Here is a 23,093-nt window from a genome sequence, read left to right as displayed (position 1 = left end):
GGCTACGTCCAGCCGAGCCCGGGTTCCGGCGGAATCGCGGTAACGACTCAGTACTTCCCGCTGGGGTTCATGTTGGCGCTGTTCAAGCCCAAGATTTTCATCAATGGCTTCGAGGTACCGGTTGCCGGTTGGGGTCGTACGGTCGTGCCCGTGCAACCGGGACGGCACCGGGTGCACGTGCATGTGCCCTACTGGTTGCCGTCGCAGATCGGGCCGGCGGACACCCTGATGGATGTCTACCCTGGGCACTTGGCCGAATTGGAGTACAAGGCGCCGGTTTGGGGGTACAGCGCCGGGTCGCTGGGCACCCCGCCGCAAAGCTACAACGGCGTCGGAATCACCATCGCCGTGCTCACGATCGTCGCGGCCTTGGTGTTCGTACTGCCGATCATCGTGGCGTTGTTTCTGGCCTGACTCAGCGGACCCGCAGCACTGCAACCGCTGCAGTCAGCTGGCGACAATCCGGATCAGGACGTCGCGGTTGATCCGAAGATGTTCGGAGATTAGCTGCGTCGAACGTTGCTCGTCGCGGTCGCGAAGCGCCTCATACATTGCTTTGTGCTCACCGAATGCCTTTGCCGCATCGGTCTTGTACTCGCCCTCGCTGGCCTCGAGAATGGCCAGCGCATAGAGCATCTCGGCCTCGATCGCCGCAAAAAAGCGATCCACGCGCGGGCTGTCGAGGAGGCCGATGATTGCCGCGTGGAAGTCAAGGTCAGACTTGACGATCAGCCCGGAATCGGTCCCCCGCGAGGCCTGCTCCAGCCGGCCAAGCGCCTCGGTCAGGCGGTGGAATCGGTACCCGGAATCCACCTCGCCTGCCCTACACCACCGTTTTGCGGCATCGAGTTCGAGGACCTCGCGCGACCGGTACATATCGGTGATGTCTTCAGCACTGAAGTCGACCACGGTCGAGCCCTTGTGCCGCTGATGGCGAACCAGCCCGTTGGACTCCAATACCCGAAGCGCATCTCGAACCGTGCGACGAGACACCTGATACCGGTCGGCAATCAATTCTTCGCGCAGCGGCGCACCGCGCTTTGCCTCGCCGGACAGGATCGACTCCTGGATCAGATCCGCGACCTGTTCGCCGATGGTGCCGCGCGCCGGTAACCGCCCGCACGTCTGATCTGGACTATCCGCCCTTGGGATCACCACCGCTTCTTCCTCGAGCATTCGTCGTTTCAAAACATTGTTACCACGACGGTTTACACCGCCAATGAGCACGCGCCCGGCGGCCGGCCGAAGTCTTCGGTTCGCGCTTACCGAGATCGGCGCGTATCGTCTACCGACGAATCGTATCATTGTGATATTGGTGATCAATCTTTCCTCGCAAATCTACACACCTCTAGGTGGGAGGCCAAGCATGCAAGACGGTTCGACGCAGTTGATCAGACCGGTGCCATCGTGAGTCAGCCCACAGGCGAACCACGGCTGCGCCGGGCGTTGGGCGTGGCCGGGCTGGTTGCATTCGGCTTGGCCTACATCGCCCCGCTCGCCATGTTCGACACATTCGGCGTCGTCAGCCAAACGACGCACGGCCACGTGCCGACCGCCTACGTCGTGACATTTGTTGCGATGCTGTTCACCGCCGCAAGCTACGCCGTGCTCGTCCACGCCTACCCCAGCGCCGGGAGCGCCTACACTTTCGCGCGCCGCTCCTTCGGCGGCAACGTCGACTTTCTGACCGGCTGGGCATTGATGCTCGACTACCTGCTGTTGCCCCTGGTCAACTACCTATTGATCGGGATCTACCTCAACGCGCAGTTCCCCGCCGTCCCGGCGCCCGTCTTCTGCTTGGCCGCAATCGCCTTGGTCACCACCGTCAACATTGTCGGCGTCGTCATCATGAACCGCCTCAACTTCGCGCTCGTCGGTTTGCAGCTGGCGTTCGTCCTGGTCTTCATCACGGTGTCGCTGCTGTACCTGCGCGACCACCCGGACGCGTCGCTGCTACAGCCGCTCTACAGCGCCGGATTCCGCGGCGGAGACATCCTCGGCGGGGCGGCCGTCGTCGCCTTGAGCTTCGTTGGGTTCGACGCGGTGTCAACGATGGCTGAGGAGGCGCGCAACCCGCGCCGCACGGTTCCGCTGGCGATCATCCTCACGGTGCTCATCGGCGGTGCGACCTTCTTGTCAGTCTCCTACTGTGCCACCCTGGTCGAGCCGGACTACCGCGCAATCACCACGCCAAACTCGGCCGCATTGCAGATTGTCGTCTCCGCCGGCGGCCATTCGCTTCAAACATTTTTTATCATCGCCTACATGTGCGCCTGCAGCGCCGCCGCGCTGTCATCGCAAGTCAGCGTCACCCGCATCCTCTACGCCATGGGACGCGACGGTGTGTTGCCCCGTGCGGTGTTTGGCCGGATCAGCCGACGATTCCGCACCCCGATCGGAGCGGCGCTGGTCGTCTCGGCAGTCTCCACGCTGGCGCTGATCGCGGACCTCGAGACGATGGCGTCGATCGTCAGTTTCGGCGCATTGGCCGCCTTCACCCTGGTACATCTCGCGGTCACCAAACACTTCCTGATCGATCAGCGCCGGCGCGGCTGGCGAAGCTGGGCGCTGTACGCGGCTATGCCTGCCGTCGGTGTGGTCCTCACGGGCTGGCTTTGGACCAGCCTGTCCGTCGGTGCCTTTGCCATCGGGTTTGCCTGGCTCGGGATCGGAACCAGCTACCTGGCCGTACTGACGCGCGGATTTCGCAAGCCAGCACCGGCGGTGGATTTCGACGCCGACGCCGCGCCCATCCAGACCGAAATTGATCTCACCAAAGAAGGGACCCTGCAGTGAAACCCGTGAAAGCCCCGACGGGCTTCGACTTCTTCGCGCACCCGGAACTGCCGGGGCCGCCGGTCAGCGAACGCGATGCCGAGAAGTTTGTCGTCGAGAACTACGAAATCAGCGCTTGCGCCAGGAGTCTGGGAAGCCAGCAGGACGCCAACTTCTTGATGACAGATCCCCACGGCAACACGGTCGGGGTGCTCAAGGTGGCCAACGCGGTGTTCAGCACCGAAGAGATCGACGCCCAGGTCGAAGCCGTTGAATGGGTGGCCGAACGCGACAGCGCACTACGACTCCCCCGCGCCATCCCGGACCGCCGGGGCCAGCGCCACGCTCCCATGTCGATCGGGCAGGAAATGCTGGGAGTGGCCCGCCTGCTGACCTTCCTACCGGGCGGCGCCATGTCGCAGTCCGGATACCTCGCACCGAAGATTCTCGCCGGGATGGGCAATGTGACGGGTCGTGTCAGCCGGGCGCTTGCCTCATTCGAGCATCCTGGGTTGGATCGCGTGCTGCAGTGGGATCCACGCTTCGCGAGCGAGTCCGTCGATGCCCTCATCGGGCATGTAGCCGAACCCGCGGAGGCTCACCGCCTAGCGGTCGCCACCGCCACGGCGGTCAACAGCCTGCAGCGCCTTGACCCACAACTGCCGCGACAGGCCGTTCATCTCGATATCGCCGACACCAACATGGTGGGGTCCCCGGGCAGCGACGGTCGCCGCCACCCCGATGGCGTCATCGACTTCGGCGACCTGACCAAGACCTGGGCGATCGCCGAGCTTGCCACCACCGTGGCCTCCTGCCTGTACCACGCGGGCGCCGAGCCGGCCACCATTCTTCCGGTCGTCGCCGCCTTCCACGCCATTCGTCCCCTCAGCGGCGACGAGATCGAAGCGCTGTGGCCCATGGTGATCGCGCGGGCTGCCGTGCTACTGGTCAGCGACCTGCAACAGATCGCCATCGACCCCGGCAACGAATACGCCGCCAACACCGTCCAACGCGAACGGGTCATCCTCGACCAGGCTCTGCTGGTGCCGGCCCCGGTGATGACCGGCCTCATCCGCGACCGGCTCGGCATCGCGCAACCGCAGCACCACCCGCTCCCCAAACCGCACCGACCGATCATCGATATCGACCCAAAGTCCATTGTGAGATTGGACTTTTCCGTGGAGTCCGACGCGGCGAACCGGGGCGCCTGGCTCGATGGCGCCCTCGCCCACGAGCTGGCAGACTCCGCACTTTCATCCAACGCACTCGCCGCAGCGACGCGCTACGCGGCCACCCGCGCGGATTACATCGCACCGTTGCACCCACGAAGCAGCCCCACCATCGCCACCGGCATCGATTTCTGGCTACGCGAAGACACGGAGCTCGTTGCCCCGTGGGCCGGGGACGTCGTCGCCAGCACCGGGGCCATCACCCTACGCACCGACTCCCATGAGCTGCAGCTCACCGGCGCAGAGCCGGTGCCGACTAGCGGCCAGCGGGTCCAAGCGGGCCAGCCCTGGGCCAAAGCCCCCTTTGGCCAACGCATTCACCTCGCGCTACGCCCGACCGACGCGCCCACCGCGCCCCACACGGTACGTCCCGAGTACGCACCTGGCTGGTTGGCCGTCACCGAAGATCCGGCCGCGCTGCTGGGCTTGGAGCCAGCCCCCTCTGATGGGCTCGACGTGCTGGAACGGCGCGCCGCCACATTCGCCGAAGTGCAGGAGCACTATTACGACGACCCGCCTCAGATCGAACGAGGCTGGCGGCACTACTTGCTGTCCACGGCGGGGCGAAGCTATCTGGACATGGTCAACAACGTCACCGTTCTGGGACATGCCCACCCAGGTGTGGCTGCGGCGGCGGCGCGCCAACTGGAGCGGCTCAACACCAACTCGCGATTCAACTACGCGGTGGTGGTCGAGTTCTGCGAACGACTTACCCAGCTGCTGCCGGATCCCCTCGACACCGTATTCCTGGTCAACTCCGGTTCGGAGGCCGGCGACCTCGCATTGCGGCTGGCGATGGCGGCCACCGGCCGGCGCGATGTCGTCGCGGTCGGCGAGGCGTATCACGGCTGGACCTACGCCACCGACGCGGTATCCACGTCGACCGCGGACAACCCCAACGCGTTGAACACCCGCCCGGACTGGGTGCACACCGTGGAGTCCCCGAACAGTTTCCGCGGAAAGTACCGCGGTGCCGGGGCGTCCCAGTACGCCCACGACGCCGTCGCCGCCATCGAGGACCTGGTGCAGTCGGGCCGTGCGCCCGCGGCATTTATCGCCGAAACCGTCTATGGCAGCGCCGGAGGGATGGCACTTCCCGATGGATATCTGGACGCGGTATACACCGCCATTCGTGCCGCGGGCGGCCTGACCATCGCCGATGAGGTCCAGGTCGGGTACGGCAGGCTCGGCAAGTGGTTCTGGGGATTCGAGCAACAAGGCGTTGTGCCCGATATCGTGGCGATCGCCAAAGCGACGGGCAACGGTCATCCCGTCGGCGCCGTCATCACCAGCAAGGCCATCGCGCAGCGATTCCGTTCGCAGGGCTACTTCTTCTCGTCCACGGGTGGCAGCCCGCTGTCGAGCGCAATCGGGATCGCGGTACTCGACGCCCTGAAAAGCGAACGGCTACAACACTATGCCCTGGCCGTCGGCAGTCACCTGATCGCCCGGATACGCAAGCTGGCCACCAAACACCAGCTGATCGGTACCGTCCACGGTTTCGGCCTCTACATCGGCGTCGAGATGGTCCGCGACCGCAAGACACTGGAGCCAGCGGCCGAAGAGACCGCTGCCATCTGCGACCGGATGCTCGAACTCGGAGTCATCATCCAACCAACCGGCGAGCGGATGAACATTCTGAAGACCAAGCCACCGCTGTGCATCGACATGACCGCGGCGGACTACTTCGCCGATACGCTGGACCGAGTGCTCACCGAGGGTTGGTGAGCACTCGGTGAGCACTCGCGGGACCGCTCGCCGTGACTGCCCGGTTACGGCAGCGGTCCCCCGGCGGCGATGGCCGCCAGCGTCGCAAACTGTTCACCGTCCAACGACGCGCCACCCACCAGGCCACCGTCGACGTCCGCCTGCGCGATCAGTTCGCCGATGTTCTTCGCGTTGACCGAGCCGCCGTAGAGCACCCGAACCGCGTCGGCGATCTGCGGCGAGGCCAGCGAACCAAGCTCGCTGCGGATTGCCGCACAGACTTCCTGGGCGTCGGCTGCGCCGGCTACCCGCCCGGTGCCGATCGCCCAGACCGGCTCGTAGGCGATGACCACCTTGCTGATCTGCTCTGCTGAAAGCCCGGACAGCGAACCGCGCAGTTGTTCGACGTTGTACGCCACGTGATTTCCCGCCTCACGCACATCGAGGTGCTCGCCGATGCAGACGATCGGAGTCAGGTCGTGCTTGAGCGCCGCGGCAGCCTTGGCGGCCACTAGAGCGTCGTCCTCGTTGTGGTAGGTGCGCCGTTCCGAATGCCCCACGACGACGAAGCTGCAGCCCAGTTTGGCCAGAAATGCCCCACTGATGTCACCGGTATAGGCACCGGAGTCGTGCTGGGACAGGTCTTGACCGCCATAGGTCAGGCGCAGCTTGTCACCGTCGACCAAGGTCTGTACACTGCGCAAGTCGGTGAACGGCGGAATGACCGTCACATCGACTTTGTCGTAGTACTTGTCCGGCAACGAGAATGCGATCTTCTGCACCAGAGCGATCGCCTCGAAGTGATTGAGGTTCATCTTCCAGTTGCCGGCGATCAACGGCTTGCGGCTCACGCGGGTCCTCCGCCCTCGGTTTGGCCGGGCTGGGGTCTACCGAGCACCTCGATGCCGGGCAGCGTCTTGCCCTCCAGGTATTCCAGCGACGCGCCGCCGCCGGTGGAAATGTGCGAGAACGATCCCTCCGAAATGCCAAGCGCGCGAACCGCGGCGGCGGAGTCACCGCCGCCGACCACGCTGAACGCACCCTTGCCGGTCGCCGCGACAATCGCCTCGGCGATGCCCCTGGTGCCCGTCGCGTACGCCGGGAATTCGAATACGCCCATCGGGCCATTCCAGAAGATGGTCTTGGCGTTGGACAGCAGCGCGGCGAACCTCTTGACCGATCCCGGCCCGATATCCAAGCCCATCGTGTCGGCCGGGATCGCATCCGCGGCAACGGTTTGAGGTGGTGAATCGGCGGCGAACTTCTCGGTCACCACCACGTCGACGGGTAGCCGCAGCACATCGTGGTAGGTGTCGAGCAGCCTTCGACAGGTGTCGATCATCTCTTTTTCCAGCAGCGACGTGCCGACCGAGTAACCTTGGGCGGCAAGGAATGTGAAACACATTCCGCCGCCGATCACGATGCTGTCGGCCTTGGTTGCCAGCGACTCGATGACACCGAGCTTGTCGGATACCTTCGACCCGCCCAGCACCACCGCGTACGGCCGCTCGGTCGAACTGGTCAACTGCTCGAGCACGCGGATTTCATCAGCCACCAGCCTGCCGGCATAGTGCGGCAGCAACGTGGCGACGTCATACACCGAAGCTTGCTTGCGGTGCACCACGCCAAAGCCATCCGAGACGAAAGCACCTCCCGGGCTGACCAGTTCGGCGAGCTGCTTGGCGAAAGCGAGGCGCTCGCCGTCGTCCTTGCTGGTTTCGCGCTTGTCGAAGCGGATGTTCTCCAGCAGCAGGACGTCGCCGTCGGTCAGCCCTTCGGCACGAGCGAGCGCATCGGTGCCGACGATGTCTCCGGCCAACTGCACGTGCCGGCCCAGTTGCTCGCCAAGAGCCGCGGCAACCGGCTCCAGAGACAGCTTCGGGTCGGGCCCATCCTTGGGACGACCCAAATGCGCTGCGACGACGACCTTGGCGCCGCCGTCGAGCAGCGCCTTCAACGTCGGTACCGACGCGGTGATACGGCCCGCGTCGGTAATGACACCGTTCTCGTCGAGCGGCACATTCAGATCGGAGCGCACCAGCACCCCGCGACCCGAAACACCTTCAGCGAGAAGGTCTTCAAGGGAATGGATGGTCACGGCTGCCGGAACCTAGAGGGACTTGCCGACCAGCGCGACCAGGTCGATGAGCCGGTTGGAGTAACCCCATTCGTTGTCGTACCAAGACACCACCTTGGCCTGGTCATCGATCACCTTGGTCAGCCCGGAATCGAAGATCGAGCTGTGCGGGTCGGTGACGATGTCGCTGGACACAATCGGGGCGTCGTAGTACTTCAGAATGCCCTTGAGTCTGCCCTCGGCCGCGGCTTTGAACGCCGCGTTGATCTCTTCGGCGGTCGCGGCCTTGGCCAATTCCGCGGTCAGGTCGGTCACCGAACCGGTCGGGATCGGCACCCGCAGCGCGTAACCGTCGAGCTTGCCCTTGAGCTCGGGCATCACCAGACCGATGGCTTTGGCGGCGCCGGTAGAAGTCGGCACGATGTTGAGCGCGGCGGCCCGGGCACGACGCAAGTCCTTGTGCGGCCCATCCTGCAGGTTCTGGTCCTGGGTGTAGGCGTGGATGGTGGTCATCAGGCCCTTGACGATGCCGAACTCGTCGTGCAGCACCTTGGCCAACGGCGCCAGGCAGTTCGTCGTGCACGACGCGTTGGAGATGATGTTCTGGCTGCCGTCATACTTGTCGTCGTTGACCCCCAGCACGATGGTGAGGTCCGGGTCGGTCGCAGGCGCCGAGATGATCACCTTCTTCGCACCCGCGTCCAGGTGGCCCTTGGCCTTGGCAGCGTTGGTGAAAAGACCGGTGGACTCGACGACGACATCGACCCCCAGGTCGCCCCAGGGCATCGCCGCCGGGCCCTCCCGCACCTCGAGGGCCTTGATCTTCACACCGCCGACGACGATGGTGTCCTCGCCCTCGAGACTCACGTCCTGGGGCAACCGGCCCAGAATCGAGTCGAATTTGAGCAGGTGGGCCAGCGTCTGGTTGTCGGTGATGTCATTGACGGCGATCACCTCGATGTCCGCGCTGCCCTGCTGTTGTTGAGCCAATAAGGCCCGGTAAAAGTTGCGGCCGATTCGACCAAAGCCGTTGATACCTACCCGGACCGTCACTTGCCTCTCCCTGCCTTCCATGTCCGCCTAAAAGCGCCTTGCCCGTCAGCCTAGATCAGTGACACGCGTCACCGCCCTGCCGGTAACAAATGCCAGAACTCTGCGGCCGCGAAAGCCCAGGCGCGGCGCGGCGGGTTCGCCGGCCCCGGCGGACAGGGCCGGAAGGGGATTCGAGGGGAAACGTCACCATTTGGAAACGGCGCGGTGCGGCGCGGCGCGTGTATCGCGGCGGCCGCTAACAATTGTGCCGGTCGGCTAGACACGAGTGCAGTAGGACCATGCGGTGTTACTGCACCAATTGATTGCAGAAGTACCGGGCGCGAATAAAGAGGAGTCGGCGTTGATGACGATCTTTGATCGGTTCAACTTCAAGGTAGTTGCCTGCGCTGGGCTGTGCGGAGCCGCTATTGCGTTGAGCCCACAAGCGGCAGCTGTCCCGCTGAAAACCGACGGCTACGCGTGCATCCAAGGGATGGCGGGCGAAGGCGGAGCACCGGCGGCGGGCGGTCCGGCTGCGGCGGGCGGTCCAGCTGCGGCCGGCGGTCCGGCAGCGGCCGGCGCGACATGCGCGGCCAGCGCTCCCATCAATGACATGGCTGGTGTTCCGATGGCGGTGCCAGGGCCCATTCCGGTGCTTCCGGCTGGTGCGCCACTGATCGATCTCGGTGGGGCCGCGGCGGCCGCACCGGTGCCGATCCCGGCCGCCGCACCGGTACCCATCCCGGCCGCCGCACCGGTACCCATCCCGGCCGGCGCACCCATCCCCATCCCGGCCGCCGCACCCGTGCCCATCCCGGCCGCCGCACCGGTGCCGATCCCGGCCGCCGCACCGGTACCCATCCCGGCCGCCGCACCGGTACCCATCCCGGCCGGCGCACCCATCCCCATCGCGGCCGGCGCACCGGTACCCATCCCGGCCGGCGTTCCGCTGATCGCGCTCGGGCCGGTGCCCGCGGGCGTTCCGGCGGCCGGAGCTCCCATCATCGATATGTCGGGAACCGGCAAGGACGGGCCAATCGGTCCGGCGCCGGCCGGCGGACCTGTGGCGGGTCAGCCGGTTCAGCCCGGCCCGTCGGGTGCGGGAGCCGGCTGAGACAGCCTCAGCGCCGCTTACGCAACCCCTGCAACGCCGATTCCGCGGCGTGGTAGCCACACAGTCCGTGGATTCCGGCGCCCGGCGGGGCGGATTGGGAACACAGATAGACACCGGGTACCCCGATCGCATACGGATCGAGGGCTATCCGCGGCCGGAAAATGACCTGGAGCCCGTCATTGGCCCCGCCGATGATGTCACCGCCGATGAAGTTGCGGTTGTAGGCCTGTAGCTCGGCGGTCGACTTGCTGACGGTCGCGGTGATGCGATCGCGGAATCCGGGCGCGAATCGTTCTATCTGGTCGATGACGGCGGCAGTGGCGTCGCCGGCATAGCCGAACGGTACGTGTGCGTAGACCCAGATCGGGTTGATGTTGCCCGCCGAACGCGACGGGTCGGCCAGGTATTGCTGCCCGATCAAGACGAACGGTCGTTGCACCATTCGACCTTGTGCGCGTTGGCGTTCGGTGTCCGCGATCTCGGCGAACGTGCCCCCGAGGTGGACGGTCCCGGCCCGCCGGCAGTCAGGATTGGTCCATGGAATGTCGCCTTCGATGGCGAAGTCGACCTTGAACGCCGACGATCCTTCCCGATAACGCCGGTAGGACCGCTTGATCCGCGCGGGCATCGCATCGCCGTACAGCGTCAGAACGTTGGCCGGGCTGAGGTCGAGCATGACGATGTCGGCATCGGGGATGTCACGGCGGCTGGTGACGGTTATCCCCGTGGCCACGACACCGCCGAGCGCGTCCAGGGCGGCTCCCAGTGCCGCGGTTATCGACCCGGAACCGCCTTGTGCGACGGGCCAGCCGTAGCGGTGGCCGCTGGCCAAGATCATCAACCCCAGCGACGCGGTCAGCGGCCGGTCCAGCCGGGTGTAGACGTGCGCGGCAGCGCCTCCGAACAGTGCGCGCGCCTGCTCGGTACGGAACCAGCGCGCCATCATGGTGGCGGGCAGCGCCGCCCGAGGCCCGAAGGCGGCCAGCCGAAGCGGGTGACGGGGAACGCCGAGCACCGGGCGGAGCAGGTCGCCCGCCAGTTCATCGAAACCGGCCGCCAGGTCCCCCACCGCACGGCGCCACCGTTTGCCGTCGGGCCCCATGCCCGCCGCCGTGCGTTCAATCGACTGGTGCAGCACCCCGGCCGTGCCGTCGTCGAGCGGATGTGCGCAGTCGACTTCGGACCAATTCCACGTCAACCCGTAGCTTTGAAGGTCGATCTCATTCCAGAACGGTGAGCCGACACCCAGTGGGTGAAACGCTGAGCAGTGATCGTGGATCACCCCGGGCACGGTCAGCTCACCCGAACGCGCTCCCCCACCGATGGTGTCGTGCGCTTCAAGCACCTGCACCTCGACCCCGTGCCTGGCCAACTGGATCGCGGCGGCCAGGCCGTTGGGCCCGGCCCCGACAACGACTGCCTTGGTCATTGGGCGGCGCGTTGAGTCGTCACGTGTACCGGAAATTCGTCGCCGGGCTCGGGCCACGGCTGCCGGGCAAGCATGTCCTCGACTGTGACGTACCCGGCTTCGATCAATCCGGTCTTGGCGTCGACGATGCGGTACCACTGCTTTTGGATGTGGATCGGTTGACCTTCAAGGATGATGACGCGCAGGTCGCCGTCGGCGAAATTGCAGCGCCGCTGCACGGCCTGTACCAGCTGCTCATTGTGCAGGTGGCCCTCGCCGAAGTTCCAGCCGACCAACGGCCCGGCCACGATTTCGCCCTCACGGACCTTGTACTCGGCTTCGTTGCCGATCGCCCGGGGCAACAACCCGTTGAGCGCCCTGCCGTGGGTATGCATGGCCCGGAACGCGGCCGTCTTGTCGGCCATGATTTCGGCCGTGTTCGCGTCGTAGAGCTTGGCCAACTGGTTGACCACCAGCGCGGAGCTCTTGACGACGCTGGCCTCGATCTTTTCCTCGGCCCCGGCACGGAAACACCACACGCTGGTGGCCCAGTTACCCGCGTAGTAGCGCATCGCCGGCAGGAACGAAATCTTCTCCGGGAAAACGAAATCTTCTCCGGGAAAAGGTTTCCCGCTACCACCACGGCGACAGCGGCGAGCACGATCGCCAGCAGCAGCGGGGATCGAAGATCTATGGCGCGGATCGAGCCGTAGTGCCCGAACAGATAGAACAGCGAAAAGATGAAGAACACATTCCACTCCAGCGGGACTCCCATGGGGAGGTTGGAGAGGATGTTGAGGTGGAAGATCACCATGAACCCGATCAGGAACCAGCGCCACGGCTGGTCACCGGCGACGAGCACCAGAACCGCCGGAACCAGGAACTCCGCCGTGGTCCCACCCACGTGGGCCATGATTTTCGGCAGCCAGGACGGGCGCAGGTCGTTGACGTGGTCGCGGTAGAGCAGATGCTTGATCGGATTGAACAGCCTGCCGCGCAGTAGCGCGTTATTGCTGGTCATCACCGCGACGACGTACGGAAAATGGTGGTTGAGCTTGGACGTGGCCGCTCCCCACCACAGGCAGAGCATGATGATCTTGAACGCCGCGATCTGATCGGTGAACGGGAAGAAGAACACGAACAGCTTCAGCCAATAGTGTTCCCCGCGCGCGGCCAAAAAGACCGTCTTGTCACGCAGACCCAGTAGCGCCAGCGCGATGATCGTCGGTACCACCAGGATCGGGTCGATCAGGCCGACGTCACCGCTGGCTGTCACCTGTCCCGCATGGCCGGGAGAAAACAGTGCCCACCCCCCGCTGATCAGGACGATGGCGTAGAGCGTCACATCCACCACGGTGCGAGTGTCCCCGTCGGTGAAGGGCACCTTTGCCGGCCAGGGTGGCAGGCGAATTGTCTTGGGTAGCAGCCAATAAAGGAATCCGCCAACCGGCGGCATGAACCGCCCGGTCAACGGTCCGGACCCGCAGCCAAATCCGAGGACCTCGAACAGCAGTGTGAAGATGATGACCTTCTGATACACGATTGGTTGCGTCCACCAGTCGGCGATATGCCCCAGCCCACCCAAACCCGGCGTCAGCGAGATGATCGCCGCGGGGGCGGCGACGTAGATCCCGATCTTGAGCAAATAGAGCAGGTACACCGCATACGGGGTCCCGAAGCCATGTTCGGCCCAGTGCCGAGTAACAACCTGCAGTCGCGTTGCACGTGGCAGGGTATGCCAGGTTTCGTGATCGACGTCTGGCAAGTCCGGTGACATGAATCCCATAGCGGCCTCATTCTCGGTGCGAAACCCTGCTGGTGTGTCCCTTGCGGTTCCAATCTATCGGCACCACGCGGCCGACGAATAGATGCTTTTGAATCCCGCCGTGCCTTCTCCGTCCGGCCGCGACGAAAAGCACTAACACACAATGTCTTCACGGCCTTCATGGCCTTCACGGCCTTCAGGTTGCTGCACCGACACGGCAACTATCAGGGAAAGTCACGACCGATGTAAGCGGAGACCCCGGCCGCGATCGGAATTGTCGCACCGAAAGTCGGTGCTAGACCCCGCCGACCTCAACGCCAGGATGGGCAGTTACTTCACTGCACACGTGGCCAGCAGCGACCCCAGTGGATTGGTGCCGATCGCGTTGGACGGCAAGATGCTGCGTGGTGCTTTACGCGCCAAAGCGACAGCCACGCATCTCGTGTCGGTGTTCGCCCACCGTGCCCGATTGGTGCTCGGTCAACTCGCTGTCGCCGAGAAAAGCAATGAAATTCCCTGCGTACGTGCCCTGCTCACGCTGCTGCCGGGTAGCTTGCGGTGGCTGGTCACCGTGGATGCGATGCATACCCAGGTCGTCACCGCGAAGTTGATCTGCGCCACCTTGAAGTCGCACTACCTGATGATCGTCAAGTCCAACCAAGCCAAAATACTTGCGCGTATCACCGCGCTGCCCTGGGCCGAGGTGCCCACAGCCGCTACCGACGACTCCCGCGGCCACGGCCGTGTCGAGACCCGCACCCTGCAAATCATCACCGCTGCACGAGGAATCGGCTTCCCCTACGCAAAACAAATCATCCGGATCACTCGTGAACGCTTGATCACCGCCACCGACCAGCGCAGCGTGGAGGTGGTCTATGCCATCTGCAGCCTGCCGTTCGAGCACGCCCGCCCTACCGCGATCATGACCTGGATGCGTCAACACTGGGGAATCGAGAACAGCCTGCACTGGATACGCGACGTCACCTTCGACGAAGACCGTCAAAGGGCACATACCGGAAACGGCGCACAGGTCCTAGCAACGCTACGCAACACCGCGATCAATCTGCACCGCCTCAACGGCGCCGACAACATCGCCGAAGCCTGCCGGATCACCGCTTTGACCGCCAACCGCCACCTAGACCTCCTCAATCCACAATTCCCCAGCTCACAAGCCTGCTAATCAACAACGCCGGAGCCCTGCCCTCAGGTGGAGGTTGTCTTCGCCCGGGGCAGATTCGAGTCGCCGGGGCCCGGGGTGCTGGGCAACGCGTTCATCAGCTCGCTGAGCTCCAAGGTCGGCGGCAGAAGCATGGGGTCCTACGCCGTGAAGTATCCGGCTGACACCGAGGTCGACATCGGTGCCAACGACATGAGCGGGCACATCCAATACATGGTCAACAGCTGCCCGGACACCCGACTGGTGCTAGGCGGATATTCCCTCGGCGCGGCGGTCACCGACGTGGTGCTTGCGGTGCCGATGTCGGCGTTCGGATTCGAGAATCCGCTGCCGCCGGGCACCGATCAGCACATCGCCGCGGTCGCGCTGTTCGGCAACGGCAGCCAGTGGGTGGGGCCCATCACGAACTTCAGTCCGCTCTACAACGACAGAACCATCGAGTTGTGCCATGGCTCCGACCCGGTCTGCAGCCCCGCTGACCCCAATACGTGGAAGCAGAACTGGCCACAGCACCTCGCCAGTGCCTACATCCAGGACGGCATGGTCAACGAGGCCGCCGACTTCGTCGCAGGCAAGCTCTAGTCCCGCTGCGGCATGGACGTCGGGCCGCTGATCACGCGCTATGCCCGCCGCTTCTGTCGGGTGCATGCGGGTCTGCACTCGGTCGCGTCACCGCTGGGTGCGTGGTTGCTCCTGGCGCTGGTGGCGCCGATCGCCCGAGGTGCCGCTCGCGAGCAGCTCGAAGAGGCCCTCGGTACTGACGCTAAGCATGCGCGCCGGGCGCTGGAGGACCTGATGGTCGCGCCACCCGAGGTGATCAATGCGGCGTTGGCCCTGTGGGGCCCAGCGGACTTGGCGGGGTTGTGGTCAGGCCGCATGCCCTCCGAAGTGGAGATCGGGCCGATCCCCAGCCAGGCCCAAGCCGACACGTGGGCACGCAACCACACCGATGGCATGATCGAGCGCTTCCCCGCCGACTTGTCGGGCATGGCGGCCGTGTTGGCCAGCGCGCTGGCCACGCGGATCAGCTGGTTGCGGCCCTTCGGCGTCACCGATGCCGGCCAGCTGCGCTCGCCCTGGAGCAAACAGGTTTGCGATGCGCTCACGGTCGCCGGGCACAGCGCCTACCTCGCCGATGCTGAGGGTGTGGGAACTGTCGGCGTGCATACCGCGGTCGGTACCGGCGAATTGCACGTCACCTCGGTTATCGCGAGTCGAGGTGCATCGTTTCAGGCCGTGTTGGCGGCGGCGCACGACATCGCCTGCCGGGAAGTGACCGGCTCCCGGGTGCGTCGCCGTGAGCTCTGCGACCTGCCGCTCGGCGACGGCGAATTCTGGACGATCACCGAGGGGGCCCGTGGCCGCGAGGACGACGTGCGGGTGGTGATGCCGGCTTGGCAGGTGTCGTCGGATCACGACCTCACCGCTGATCCGGCGTTGGGTTTCGGTGCGGCCGGGCAAGCCCTGGCGGTGGCGCTGAAGGGGACTGCGGATACGCGGGCCCGGCAGTCCACGGTGGCCCGCTACGGCCGGTATGGCTTCGAGGCCGCGGCCGTCACCGCGATCGCTGTGCGTGGCGCGATGGTTTCGCGGCTGCCGTCGCGGTCAGCGACGCTGTGCTTCGGTCATCCCTATGCGGTGGTGGCAGTGGTAGGTGGCGGGCGGCGACGCGATCCGTGGGCCGGTGTGCCGGTCTTCGCCGCCTGGGTCAGCGAACCCACCGAAGTCGGATCCGTCCAAACCGGGTAGCCGGATCCGCTATTTCGGGTTGTGCCGCCACTCGTTGATCTTGCGGCCCAACGAATCGGCCGCGCTGGTGGCGGCCCGGCCCACGCCGTCCACGATGCCGCCCAGACCGTCGCGTATGCCCTTGATCAGCGGGTCGTCGGACTGGTCGAACCCGTCCTTGTAGTGGCGGGCGGCCTCGCCGAGGTCATCGGCGATCGAGGATTGGCCATCGTCGACGCGCAGCGGATAACTGCCCGACATCACCTTTCCATAGCCGCCGGCGTCCACCCACTTGGTCAATTCGGCGACCCGCAGCACCGAGAACGGGTGGGTCTGAAGTTCGAGGTTGAGCAGCTTGAGCAGCCCGTCGCGCATGTCCCCAGATCGCTCGTACTCCGCGGCCTGGGCCAAGAACGCTTCGGAGTCCAGCTTGTCCAACCGGCTTCCGCCGGCCAGCTTCATCTCCACCCGAATCGCGGTGTCCAAGTCCTGGCAGCAGAGCAGTCCCGCCCGGTCCCCGGACAGCTCGGACTTGCGTTGCCATTCCAGCAGCGCCGCCACGATCGCGCGTAACGCCCAGCCGCCGATCGAGAGAAAGCCCAGGGAACCCGCCAGCCGCATCAGGTGCATCAGCATCGTGCGGTAGGTGGCGTGACCCGATAGCGCGTGACCGAGCTCGTGACCCACGACAAAGCGCAGCTCGTCATGGGTCATCAGGTCGTAGAGCCCGGAGGTGATCACGATGAACGGGGCGTCCATCCCGATGGTGTAAGCATTCACCACCGGCGACTGCGTGACGTAGACCTCGGGTTTGGTCGGCGCGTCCAGGACATCCACGCATTCATCGAGCAGTGCGTCGAGGTCTGCGAACTGGCGTGGGCCGACTCGTGCCGCGCTGGCCAGATACAGCAGCCGGTGTTGGCGCTCCCGCAGCATTCCGGAGAGCAGTTTCAGGATCTGGTCGAAGCCTTTGAGATGGCGCAGTGCCGATAAAGCGGTTCGGTCGGCCGGATGCTCCCACGCCCTGGAGCTGATACCGCCAAGAGTGGTGCGGGTGGTGGCCAGGGCTCCGGCGTTGTTGATTAGCAGGCTTGTGAGCTGGGTTGATGATCTTTGGTGCCGCGCTATTGGGGCCGGAGTGTAGGCACGGGCTATCTGGAGAACGATCGAGTTGGTTACTGTTCGTCGTTGGTCTGGAGTTGCCCGTGCCTACCGTTTCAGTATTGCCTGTGTCGTCGGTTCCAGAGGTGTTCGACCGCTGGAGTCCTGGTGAGCGCAGCGAGCTCATCGGATCGGAGTTTCTCGGTGTGTTGGCCTCGGTGCCAGACCCGAGGGACCCACGCGGTCGGAGGTATTCGCTGATGGCTTTGTTGGCGATCGCGGTTCTGGCCACTGCCGCGGGGATGCGCGGCTATGCTGGTTTTGCCACATGGGCGGCCACCGCTCCCGATGATGTGTTGGCCTAATTAGGGGTCCGGTTCCGGCGGCCCAGTGAGAAGACCTTCCGCGCTGTTTTGTCTCGGCTAGACCCCGCCGACCTCAACGCCAGGATGGGCAGTTACTTCACTGCACACGTGGCCAGCAGCGACCCCAGTGGATTGGTGCCGATCGCGTTGGACGGCAAGATGCTGCGTGGTGCTTTACGCGCCAAAGCGACAGCCACGCATCTCGTGTCGGTGTTCGCCCACCGTGCCCGATTGGTGCTCGGTCAACTCGCTGTCGCCGAGAAAAGCAATGAAATTCCCTGCGTACGTGCCCTGCTCACGCTGCTGCCGGGTAGCTTGCGGTGGCTGGTCACCGTGGATGCGATGCATACCCAGGTCGTCACCGCGAAGTTGATCTGCGCCACCTTGAAGTCGCACTACCTGATGATCGTCAAGTCCAACCAAGCCAAAATACTTGCGCGTATCACCGCGCTGCCCTGGGCCGAGGTGCCCGCAGCCGCTACCGACGACTCCCGCGGCCACGGCCGTGTCGAGACCCGCACCCTGCAAATCATCACCGCTGCACGAGGAATCGGCTTCCCCTACGCAAAACAAATCATCCGGATCACTCGTGAACGCTTGATCACCGCCACCGACCAGCGCAGCGTGGAGGTGGTCTATGCCATCTGCAGCCTGCCGTTCGAGCACGCCCGCCCTACCGCGATCATGACCTGGATGCGTCAACACTGGGGAATCGAGAACAGCCTGCACTGGATACGCGACGTCACCTTCGACGAAGACCATCAAAGGGCACATACCGGAAACGGCGCACAGGTCCTAGCAACGCTACGCAACACCGCGATCAATCTGCACCGCCTCAACGGCGCCGAAGCCTGCCGGATCACCGCTTTGACCGCCAACCGCCGCCTAGACCTCCTCAATCCACAATTCCCCAGCTCACAAGCCTGCTAATCAACAACGCCGGAGCCCTGGGGTGGTGGCCGGTGTCTGAGACATGACGCGAACTCCTCGGTAGTCCGTATCAGAATACGGACGCCGTGCCACCGCGATTTCGCAGTAAAGGAATTCCCAGACCGCGCCGAAGAGGGGCGCGAGAGGTCAGGCCGGCGAATCCGCGCTGGGCCATGCCCGGGCGGCGCTACCCATGCTGCTGACGTCGACTCCCATCGCGGCAGCACGCTGACGGCCCAGGTAGGCGGGGTGTCGGCGCATCTCTTCACGGCGCTGATTTTCGCGCTGCCGAGCTGCAAGCCACATCGGATGTGACTGCAGATAAATGACCTCCGCCTCTGGTGCATTCGTCACTGCTCGTCAACTCCTCTCGTTCAACCCGAGTTCGGTACATACGCCACGAACACCTGTCCGTTAAGGATTGACAGCAAACCTGTGATCAAACCGTGTCTTAATGTAAGAATTAGCCGTGAATTCCACGCATTCCTGACGGTTCCGTCAAACCGCCGGGGTCTGGGCGAGCGCCCGAAATTCTCTGGAAAACCCGAATGACCTGCTTGTTTAGGGTCGGGTAACGGTTCGGGCCGGGCAGCGGCGGATCACTGCGAAATGCACGCAGGCGTTAATTGACAGTTCTCCGAACTCAACGAGTCTCTCAGGTACTCATTGAGTAAGGAGCGTAACCGCGCTCCAGGGCCTGCGGCCCGGATGGCGCGGATTCGGCTGCGGAAGCCACCCGAGTGAGCGCATTGATATCGGCAGGCGGCGGAACCGCTGCGCGGCCGTAAACAGGGATTCCGCCTCTGCTACGTGCCAACCCAGTCCTTCAAAGAAGGCCAAACCGTTGTCGGGTGCAAACTTGAACGGCGCGTTCTGCAGCATGCCGGCCATCTTCTTGTTCATCATTTTCTTGAGGGCAGGGCCGGCTAAATCAAGCATCCACCAACCCACTTGGGGTTGTCGTATCGCCTCAGAGAGGGCAATCACATCCGGTTCGTCGAGGTACATCAGCAGGCCCTCGGTCAGGACAAGTGCCTTGGCGGCACCGGCCAGTGCCTCGGTGAAGAAGGCATCGCGAGCGGCTGGATCGGCTAGATCCACGGCGCTGCGGGTCAGCTGGCATCGCGGGGTTTCGCCGCTGAGCAGCTGTGTTTTTTCCGCCAACAGCAGCGGTAGATCCGCTTCGATCCAGGTCAATTCGGCGGGCAGATCCAGCCGGTACGGCCGGGTATCCAGGCCGGCAGCCAAGTTCAAAACCCGGTCACAACCGTTGGCGATCGCGCGGGCAATGGCGTCGTCAATGATTTTCGTCCGCGCGACGAGCCACCAACCGTTACGGGTGGTGCGCGGAACTGTGGCGACGATAGCGCGGCCATGCTCTCCGGCAAGCCGATTGGCGAGGGGGTCGCTGAACAATGCATCCGGACGCGCCGATTCGGTGGCCCGATATAGGGCCGTCCATCGGGCCGTATCGGAGACGTGGGTAATCACTTGCCCTTCGCCGGAATCCAAGCCTGCCATGTATGCGTTATAGCACCGGCAGACGAAACCACCCACCGCCCCAATCGGAATGGTGCCGATCGCGATGTCGCACTATCGGTCTGGGGTAGCGTGCGCTCATGCCCGATCGAAACCGCCGATTCCTTCTTCGCGAACGTCCCACTGGGCGCATCGGTCCGAATACTTTCGAGCTCAGCGAAGCCCCGATCCCCGAAATCGGCGATGGCGAGGCGCTGGTACGCGTCACCTGGATATCCCTGGATCCGACCAACCGCGGCTGGATCAACGACATGCCGTCGTATCTGCCCCGGTTGGCATTGGCGAGGTCATGCGCGCGGCCGGGCTCGGCGAGGTTGTCGAGTCGAGGAATCCGAATTATCCGGTGGGTTTGACCGTGCAAGGTCTGGTCGGTTGGCAGGACTACGCGGTGGTCTCGGACACGACGCCGCTCTTTCCGGTCGAGGTCGCCGACGGCGTCTCCCCCAGCGCCTACCTCGGCGCACTCGGGATGCGCGAGATCGCCAAACCACGGCCCGGCGAAACAGTCGTCGTATCCGCCGCGGCCGGCGCCGTCGGTTCGGTGGCGGGCCAGCTCGCCAAGGCGGATGATGCGCGGGTAGTCGGGATCGCCGGTGGGCCGCAAAAGTGCGCTTTGCTCACTGAGCAGCTCGGTTTCGACGCGGCCGTCGACCATCGGGCCGACGACTGGGCAGCTCAGCTTGTCGCCGCGACACCCAACGGCATCGACGTCGACTTCGAGAACGTCGGTGGCGACATCATGGACGCGATCTTCGCGCGGCTCAACGTCCGCGCGCGGGTAGCGCTGTGCGGCCTGATTTCGGGATACAACTCCGCCGATCCGCCACCCGGACCGCGAGCGTTCGGAAACCTGCTGGTCCAACGCGCCACACTGCAGGGCTTCATCATTCTTGATCACCTGGGCCGCGCGGCCGAGGCGACCGCGGAGATCGCCGGTCTGATCGCGCAGGGCAAGCTCACGCCGCTGGAAACGGTGGTGACCGGCTTCGAACAATTGCCCACGGCGATCAACATGCTCTTCGACGGCACCAACGTGGGCAAGCTCGTCGTGCGGACCTCCGAGTAGTCGGCTGAGCGGTTGACGCCGTTCGTGCTTTAGCGCAGCAGGTGCCGGGCTGCTATCGTCGCTGGCTTATGCCCGAGATGGACCGTCGTCGGATGATGCTGATGACCGGATTTGGTGTGCTCGGGGCGGCACTGCCCGTCCCGGCGGCCAGCGCCGACTCGTCTCGACGGGACATGCCTCTGGCGCCGGCGCCCAATGGCCAATCGGGCCCCTACCTGTTTCACGACGAATTCGATGGTCCGGCCGGCTCTGCCCCCGACTCGTCGAAGTGGACGTTGGCGCGAGCCCGCGAGGAGATGAAGGACCCGACGTACTGGGAACGGCCCGAGAACGTCGGCCAGTACCGCGACGACCGGCAGAACGTCTTCCTGGACGGTAAGTCGAATCTGGTCATCCGAGCCGCGAAGGACGGCGGCACCTACTACGCCGGCAAGATCCAAAGTCCGTGGCGGGGCGGCATCGGCCATACCTGGGAAGCCCGTATCAAATTCGACTGTCTGACCGCCGGCTGCTGGCCGGCCTGGTGGCTGGGTAACCAGGATCGCGGCGAAATCGACATCATCGAGTGGTACGGCAACGGGAGCTGGCCGTCGGCCACCACTGTCCACGCGAAAGCAAACGGTTCGGAGTGGAAGACCCGCAACGTCGCGTTGGACAGCGGGTGGCACACCTGGCGATGCCAATGGGACGAGACCGGTATGCGGTTCTGGCAGGACTACGCCGAGGGGGCGCAGCCCTACTTCACCGTCGCGGCGCATTCGCTACCCGACTGGCCGTTCAACGATCCCGGCTACACCGTGTTCCCCGTCCTCAACCTCGCGGTTGCCGGATCCGGCGGCGGGGATCCCAGACCGGGCAGCTATCCGGCACAGATGCTGGTCGATTGGGTACGCGTCTGGTGACCGCGCCGGGAACCTGAGTATCTTCGGGAGCCTAAAGCGGCGCGACGATCAGGACCTTGGAATGGTCCGTGGGGTCAACCCGGACCGGTAGGTCCAGACCAACCCTGAGGTGTGGAGCGCTCGACAGTTCGAGCCCGATGCGCCGAATGGCGCGGTATGGGTCCTGCTGCGGCAGTGTCACGTCCAATTCGAGCTCGTGCCAAGAACCCAACGTCGTGCTCGCGACATTGCGCCGAATGCTGACGATGGTTGCTACGCCTTCCAGCCCCTCGCGCAGCAGTCGCTCGCGCTCGGTGGTGAGTGCGCTGAGTTCGGCGGCCGCGTTATGAGCCGCGGCCTTGTCCGCGCGCGTCACCCGTTGTCCGACGCTGGCTCTGCGCACTCGCTGCAGCCAACCCATGCGGGTCAGCGTACGGCGGCCAGCCGACACCCGTCGATGGCGTCGGGCGGGTAGCGTGCCGCACATGTTTCGCATGACTGTTCAGGACGTGTTCTTCATCCGGGGCGGGGCATCGTGGCTACCGGGCGCGTGGAACACGGCGAGTTGCGGGTCGGCGACGAGGTACGAATCAACGATGGTTCAGGCGTGCGAGTCGACGCCATCGAGGCATTCCGCAAGAAGCTGGACACGGCGAAAGCCGGGGACAACGTCGGCCTGCTGTTCAAGAAGCTCACCAAGAGCGATCTGGCCGCGGGAGACGTCATCACCGCGGCGGATGCATTCCTGGCCTAGCGCCGAACCTGCGCTGCTGGGCAGCCCCGCCCCGCTCCCCTGGCCTGGGGCGATGCCCTCGCGGGCCGACGTTGTTGGGATCGGTAGCTACCCCGTCGATCTGTACTTGTGCCAACGACGACGCCACCGAGGCGGCGCCCCACGGAAGGAATAGCGCAGATGAACATCGTCCCCGCCAGCATCGAGGAGAAGATCAGCCGGGTCGATCGGCAACGAAGCCTGGCGATCGGAATCAGCTGTGGAGTCTTGGCGGCGTGGTCCTTCTTCCGGTTGGTATGGCTGCTCTACGTGTCGATGACGTTTGGTTGGTTCATGGGGGCGGTGGCCTTCCAGTTCGTGCTGTGGGCAGTCGTCGGCTCCGTGGCCACCATCGCCGCAGCCGGGTTCTTGGCCCGCTACTTCAAGGACTCTGACCCGGATCTCTGACAGCCGGGTTGGGCGAATC

The 23,093-nt window shown here is 64.7% G+C and carries 16 protein-coding genes and 6 pseudogenes; 12 read left to right on the top strand and 10 right to left on the bottom strand.

Features of this window, described 5'->3' with window-relative positions:
- Window positions 1-69: 69 nt before the first annotated feature.
- Window positions 70-414 (top strand): hypothetical protein, encoded by a 345-nt coding sequence (locus CKW46_RS15280; protein WP_240274860.1) that lies wholly within the window; start codon window positions 70-72, stop codon window positions 412-414.
- Between the two features lie 33 nt (window positions 415-447).
- On the opposite strand, the gene CKW46_RS15275 is transcribed toward CKW46_RS15280, so the two are convergent.
- Complete coding sequence (locus CKW46_RS15275; RefSeq protein ID WP_231991650.1) at window positions 448-1,323, bottom strand: GntR family transcriptional regulator; 876 nt, start codon at window positions 1,321-1,323, stop codon at window positions 448-450.
- Window positions 1,324-1,452: 129 nt separating this feature from the next.
- Here CKW46_RS15275 and CKW46_RS15270 point away from each other — a divergent pair, with 129 nt between their 5' ends.
- Window positions 1,453-2,796 (top strand): APC family permease, encoded by a 1,344-nt coding sequence (locus CKW46_RS15270; RefSeq protein WP_117437048.1) that lies wholly within the window; start codon window positions 1,453-1,455, stop codon window positions 2,794-2,796.
- Complete coding sequence (locus CKW46_RS15265) at window positions 2,793-5,732, top strand: aminotransferase (protein ID WP_482053324.1); 2,940 nt, start codon at window positions 2,793-2,795, stop codon at window positions 5,730-5,732. Before CKW46_RS15270 ends, CKW46_RS15265 begins: the two co-directional genes overlap by 4 nt.
- A 44-nt stretch (window positions 5,733-5,776) precedes the next feature.
- Here the strand turns inward: CKW46_RS15265 and tpiA are convergent, their stop codons facing one another.
- From tpiA to gap, 3 genes are read right to left on the bottom strand one after another with little or no spacing between them, the layout of a single operon-like run.
- Window positions 5,777-6,562, bottom strand: coding sequence for a triose-phosphate isomerase (tpiA, locus tag CKW46_RS15260; RefSeq protein ID WP_482053323.1), 786 nt, complete (start codon window positions 6,560-6,562; stop codon window positions 5,777-5,779).
- On the bottom strand, window positions 6,559-7,809 hold the full coding sequence (locus CKW46_RS15255; protein ID WP_015355651.1) for a phosphoglycerate kinase: 1,251 nt from the start codon (window positions 7,807-7,809) through the stop codon (window positions 6,559-6,561). The genes tpiA and CKW46_RS15255 overlap by 4 nt, the downstream gene beginning before the upstream one ends.
- 12 nt (window positions 7,810-7,821) lie before the next feature.
- Window positions 7,822-8,841, bottom strand: coding sequence for a type I glyceraldehyde-3-phosphate dehydrogenase (gene gap / locus CKW46_RS15250; RefSeq protein ID WP_011739921.1), 1,020 nt, complete (start codon window positions 8,839-8,841; stop codon window positions 7,822-7,824).
- 343 nt (window positions 8,842-9,184) lie between these two features.
- Here gap and CKW46_RS15245 point away from each other — a divergent pair, with 343 nt between their 5' ends.
- Window positions 9,185-9,934 carry a beta-xylosidase gene (locus tag CKW46_RS15245; protein ID WP_482053322.1) on the top strand — a complete coding sequence of 250 codons (750 nt, stop codon included), beginning with the start codon at window positions 9,185-9,187 and terminating at the stop codon, window positions 9,932-9,934.
- 7 nt (window positions 9,935-9,941) lie between these two features.
- Here CKW46_RS15245 and CKW46_RS15240 read toward each other — a convergent pair whose 3' ends face one another.
- Window positions 9,942-11,363, bottom strand: coding sequence for a phytoene desaturase family protein (locus CKW46_RS15240; RefSeq protein ID WP_482053321.1), 1,422 nt, complete (start codon window positions 11,361-11,363; stop codon window positions 9,942-9,944).
- A pseudogene (locus tag CKW46_RS15235) lies at window positions 11,360-13,128 on the bottom strand (DUF3556 domain-containing protein). Before CKW46_RS15235 ends, CKW46_RS15240 begins: the two are co-directional and overlap by 4 nt.
- Window positions 13,129-13,396: 268 nt before the next feature.
- On the opposite strand from CKW46_RS15235, the pseudogene CKW46_RS15230 reads away from it, so the two are divergent.
- From CKW46_RS15230 to CKW46_RS15220, 3 genes and pseudogenes are all read left to right on the top strand, one after another.
- Window positions 13,397-14,287, top strand: a pseudogene (locus tag CKW46_RS15230) (ISAs1-like element IS2404/ISMul1 family transposase); the annotation flags it as partial.
- Window positions 14,288-14,305: 18 nt separating this feature from the next.
- Window positions 14,306-14,866: pseudogene (locus CKW46_RS15225) on the top strand (cutinase family protein); the annotation flags it as partial.
- Window positions 14,867-14,878: 12 nt separating this feature from the next.
- The gene (locus CKW46_RS15220) at window positions 14,879-16,033 is read left to right on the top strand and encodes a serpin family protein (RefSeq protein WP_482053320.1); all 1,155 of its coding nucleotides are present in this window, start codon (window positions 14,879-14,881) and stop codon (window positions 16,031-16,033) included.
- A 9-nt stretch (window positions 16,034-16,042) separates the two neighbouring features.
- On the opposite strand, the gene CKW46_RS15215 is transcribed toward CKW46_RS15220, so the two are convergent.
- Window positions 16,043-17,077, bottom strand: a complete 1,035-nt coding sequence (locus CKW46_RS15215; protein ID WP_482053419.1) for a M48 family metallopeptidase — start codon at window positions 17,075-17,077, stop codon at window positions 16,043-16,045.
- Between the two features lie 140 nt (window positions 17,078-17,217).
- On the opposite strand from CKW46_RS15215, the pseudogene CKW46_RS15210 reads away from it, so the two are divergent.
- Window positions 17,218-18,408, top strand: a pseudogene (locus tag CKW46_RS15210) (ISAs1-like element IS2404/ISMul1 family transposase).
- 147 nt (window positions 18,409-18,555) lie between these two features.
- On the opposite strand, the gene CKW46_RS15205 reads toward CKW46_RS15210, so the two are convergent.
- Both CKW46_RS15205 and CKW46_RS15200 read right to left on the bottom strand, forming a co-directional pair.
- Window positions 18,556-18,762 (bottom strand): hypothetical protein, encoded by a 207-nt coding sequence (locus CKW46_RS15205; RefSeq protein ID WP_015355641.1) that lies wholly within the window; start codon window positions 18,760-18,762, stop codon window positions 18,556-18,558.
- Window positions 18,763-19,071: 309 nt separating this feature from the next.
- The gene (locus tag CKW46_RS15200; RefSeq protein ID WP_020725403.1) at window positions 19,072-19,929 is read right to left on the bottom strand and encodes a class I SAM-dependent methyltransferase; all 858 of its coding nucleotides are present in this window, start codon (window positions 19,927-19,929) and stop codon (window positions 19,072-19,074) included.
- Window positions 19,930-20,027: 98 nt separating this feature from the next.
- Here CKW46_RS15200 and CKW46_RS15195 point away from each other — a divergent pair.
- A pseudogene (locus CKW46_RS15195) lies at window positions 20,028-21,013 on the top strand (NADP-dependent oxidoreductase).
- Window positions 21,014-21,081: 68 nt separating this feature from the next.
- Window positions 21,082-21,915: a glycoside hydrolase family 16 protein gene (locus tag CKW46_RS15190; protein ID WP_041299166.1), complete on the top strand. Its 834-nt coding sequence runs from the start codon at window positions 21,082-21,084 to the stop codon at window positions 21,913-21,915.
- 31 nt (window positions 21,916-21,946) lie between these two features.
- Here CKW46_RS15190 and CKW46_RS15185 read toward each other — a convergent pair whose 3' ends face one another.
- The gene (locus CKW46_RS15185) at window positions 21,947-22,315 is read right to left on the bottom strand and encodes a hypothetical protein (protein WP_117435709.1); all 369 of its coding nucleotides are present in this window, start codon (window positions 22,313-22,315) and stop codon (window positions 21,947-21,949) included.
- Window positions 22,316-22,379: 64 nt separating this feature from the next.
- Between CKW46_RS15185 and CKW46_RS15180 the strand changes: the two are divergent.
- Together CKW46_RS15180 and CKW46_RS15175 are read left to right on the top strand one after the other, a co-directional pair.
- Window positions 22,380-22,648 (top strand): annotated as a pseudogene (locus tag CKW46_RS15180) (EF-Tu/IF-2/RF-3 family GTPase).
- A gap of 159 nt (window positions 22,649-22,807) precedes the next feature.
- The gene (locus CKW46_RS15175; RefSeq protein WP_015355636.1) at window positions 22,808-23,074 is read left to right on the top strand and encodes a hypothetical protein; all 267 of its coding nucleotides are present in this window, start codon (window positions 22,808-22,810) and stop codon (window positions 23,072-23,074) included.
- The last annotated feature ends 19 nt before the right edge of the window (window positions 23,075-23,093 follow it).

This window comes from Mycobacterium liflandii (assembly GCF_022354805.1).
GTDB classification, from domain to species: Bacteria; Actinomycetota; Actinomycetes; order Mycobacteriales; family Mycobacteriaceae; genus Mycobacterium; species Mycobacterium marinum.
This window is presented reverse-complemented; position numbering and strand designations above follow the sequence as displayed.

Bases quoted from the DNA above. Each gene is read 5' to 3' on its own strand.
- CKW46_RS15190 (WP_041299166.1), top strand. From the start codon at position 21,082: ATGCCCGAGATGGACCGTCGTCGGATGATGCTGATGACCGGATTTGGT.
- CKW46_RS15200 (WP_020725403.1), bottom strand. From the start codon at position 19,929: ATGGCAGGCTTGGATTCCGGCGAAGGGCAAGTGATTACCCACGTCTCC.
- CKW46_RS15245 (WP_482053322.1), top strand. From the start codon at position 9,185: ATGACGATCTTTGATCGGTTCAACTTCAAGGTAGTTGCCTGCGCTGGG.
- CKW46_RS15220 (WP_482053320.1), top strand. From the start codon at position 14,879: ATGGACGTCGGGCCGCTGATCACGCGCTATGCCCGCCGCTTCTGTCGG.
- CKW46_RS15240 (WP_482053321.1), bottom strand. From the start codon at position 11,363: ATGACCAAGGCAGTCGTTGTCGGGGCCGGGCCCAACGGCCTGGCCGCC.
- CKW46_RS15185 (WP_117435709.1), bottom strand. From the start codon at position 22,315: ATGGGTTGGCTGCAGCGAGTGCGCAGAGCCAGCGTCGGACAACGGGTG.
- CKW46_RS15280 (WP_240274860.1), top strand. From the start codon at position 70: ATGTTGGCGCTGTTCAAGCCCAAGATTTTCATCAATGGCTTCGAGGTA.
- CKW46_RS15175 (WP_015355636.1), top strand. From the start codon at position 22,808: ATGAACATCGTCCCCGCCAGCATCGAGGAGAAGATCAGCCGGGTCGAT.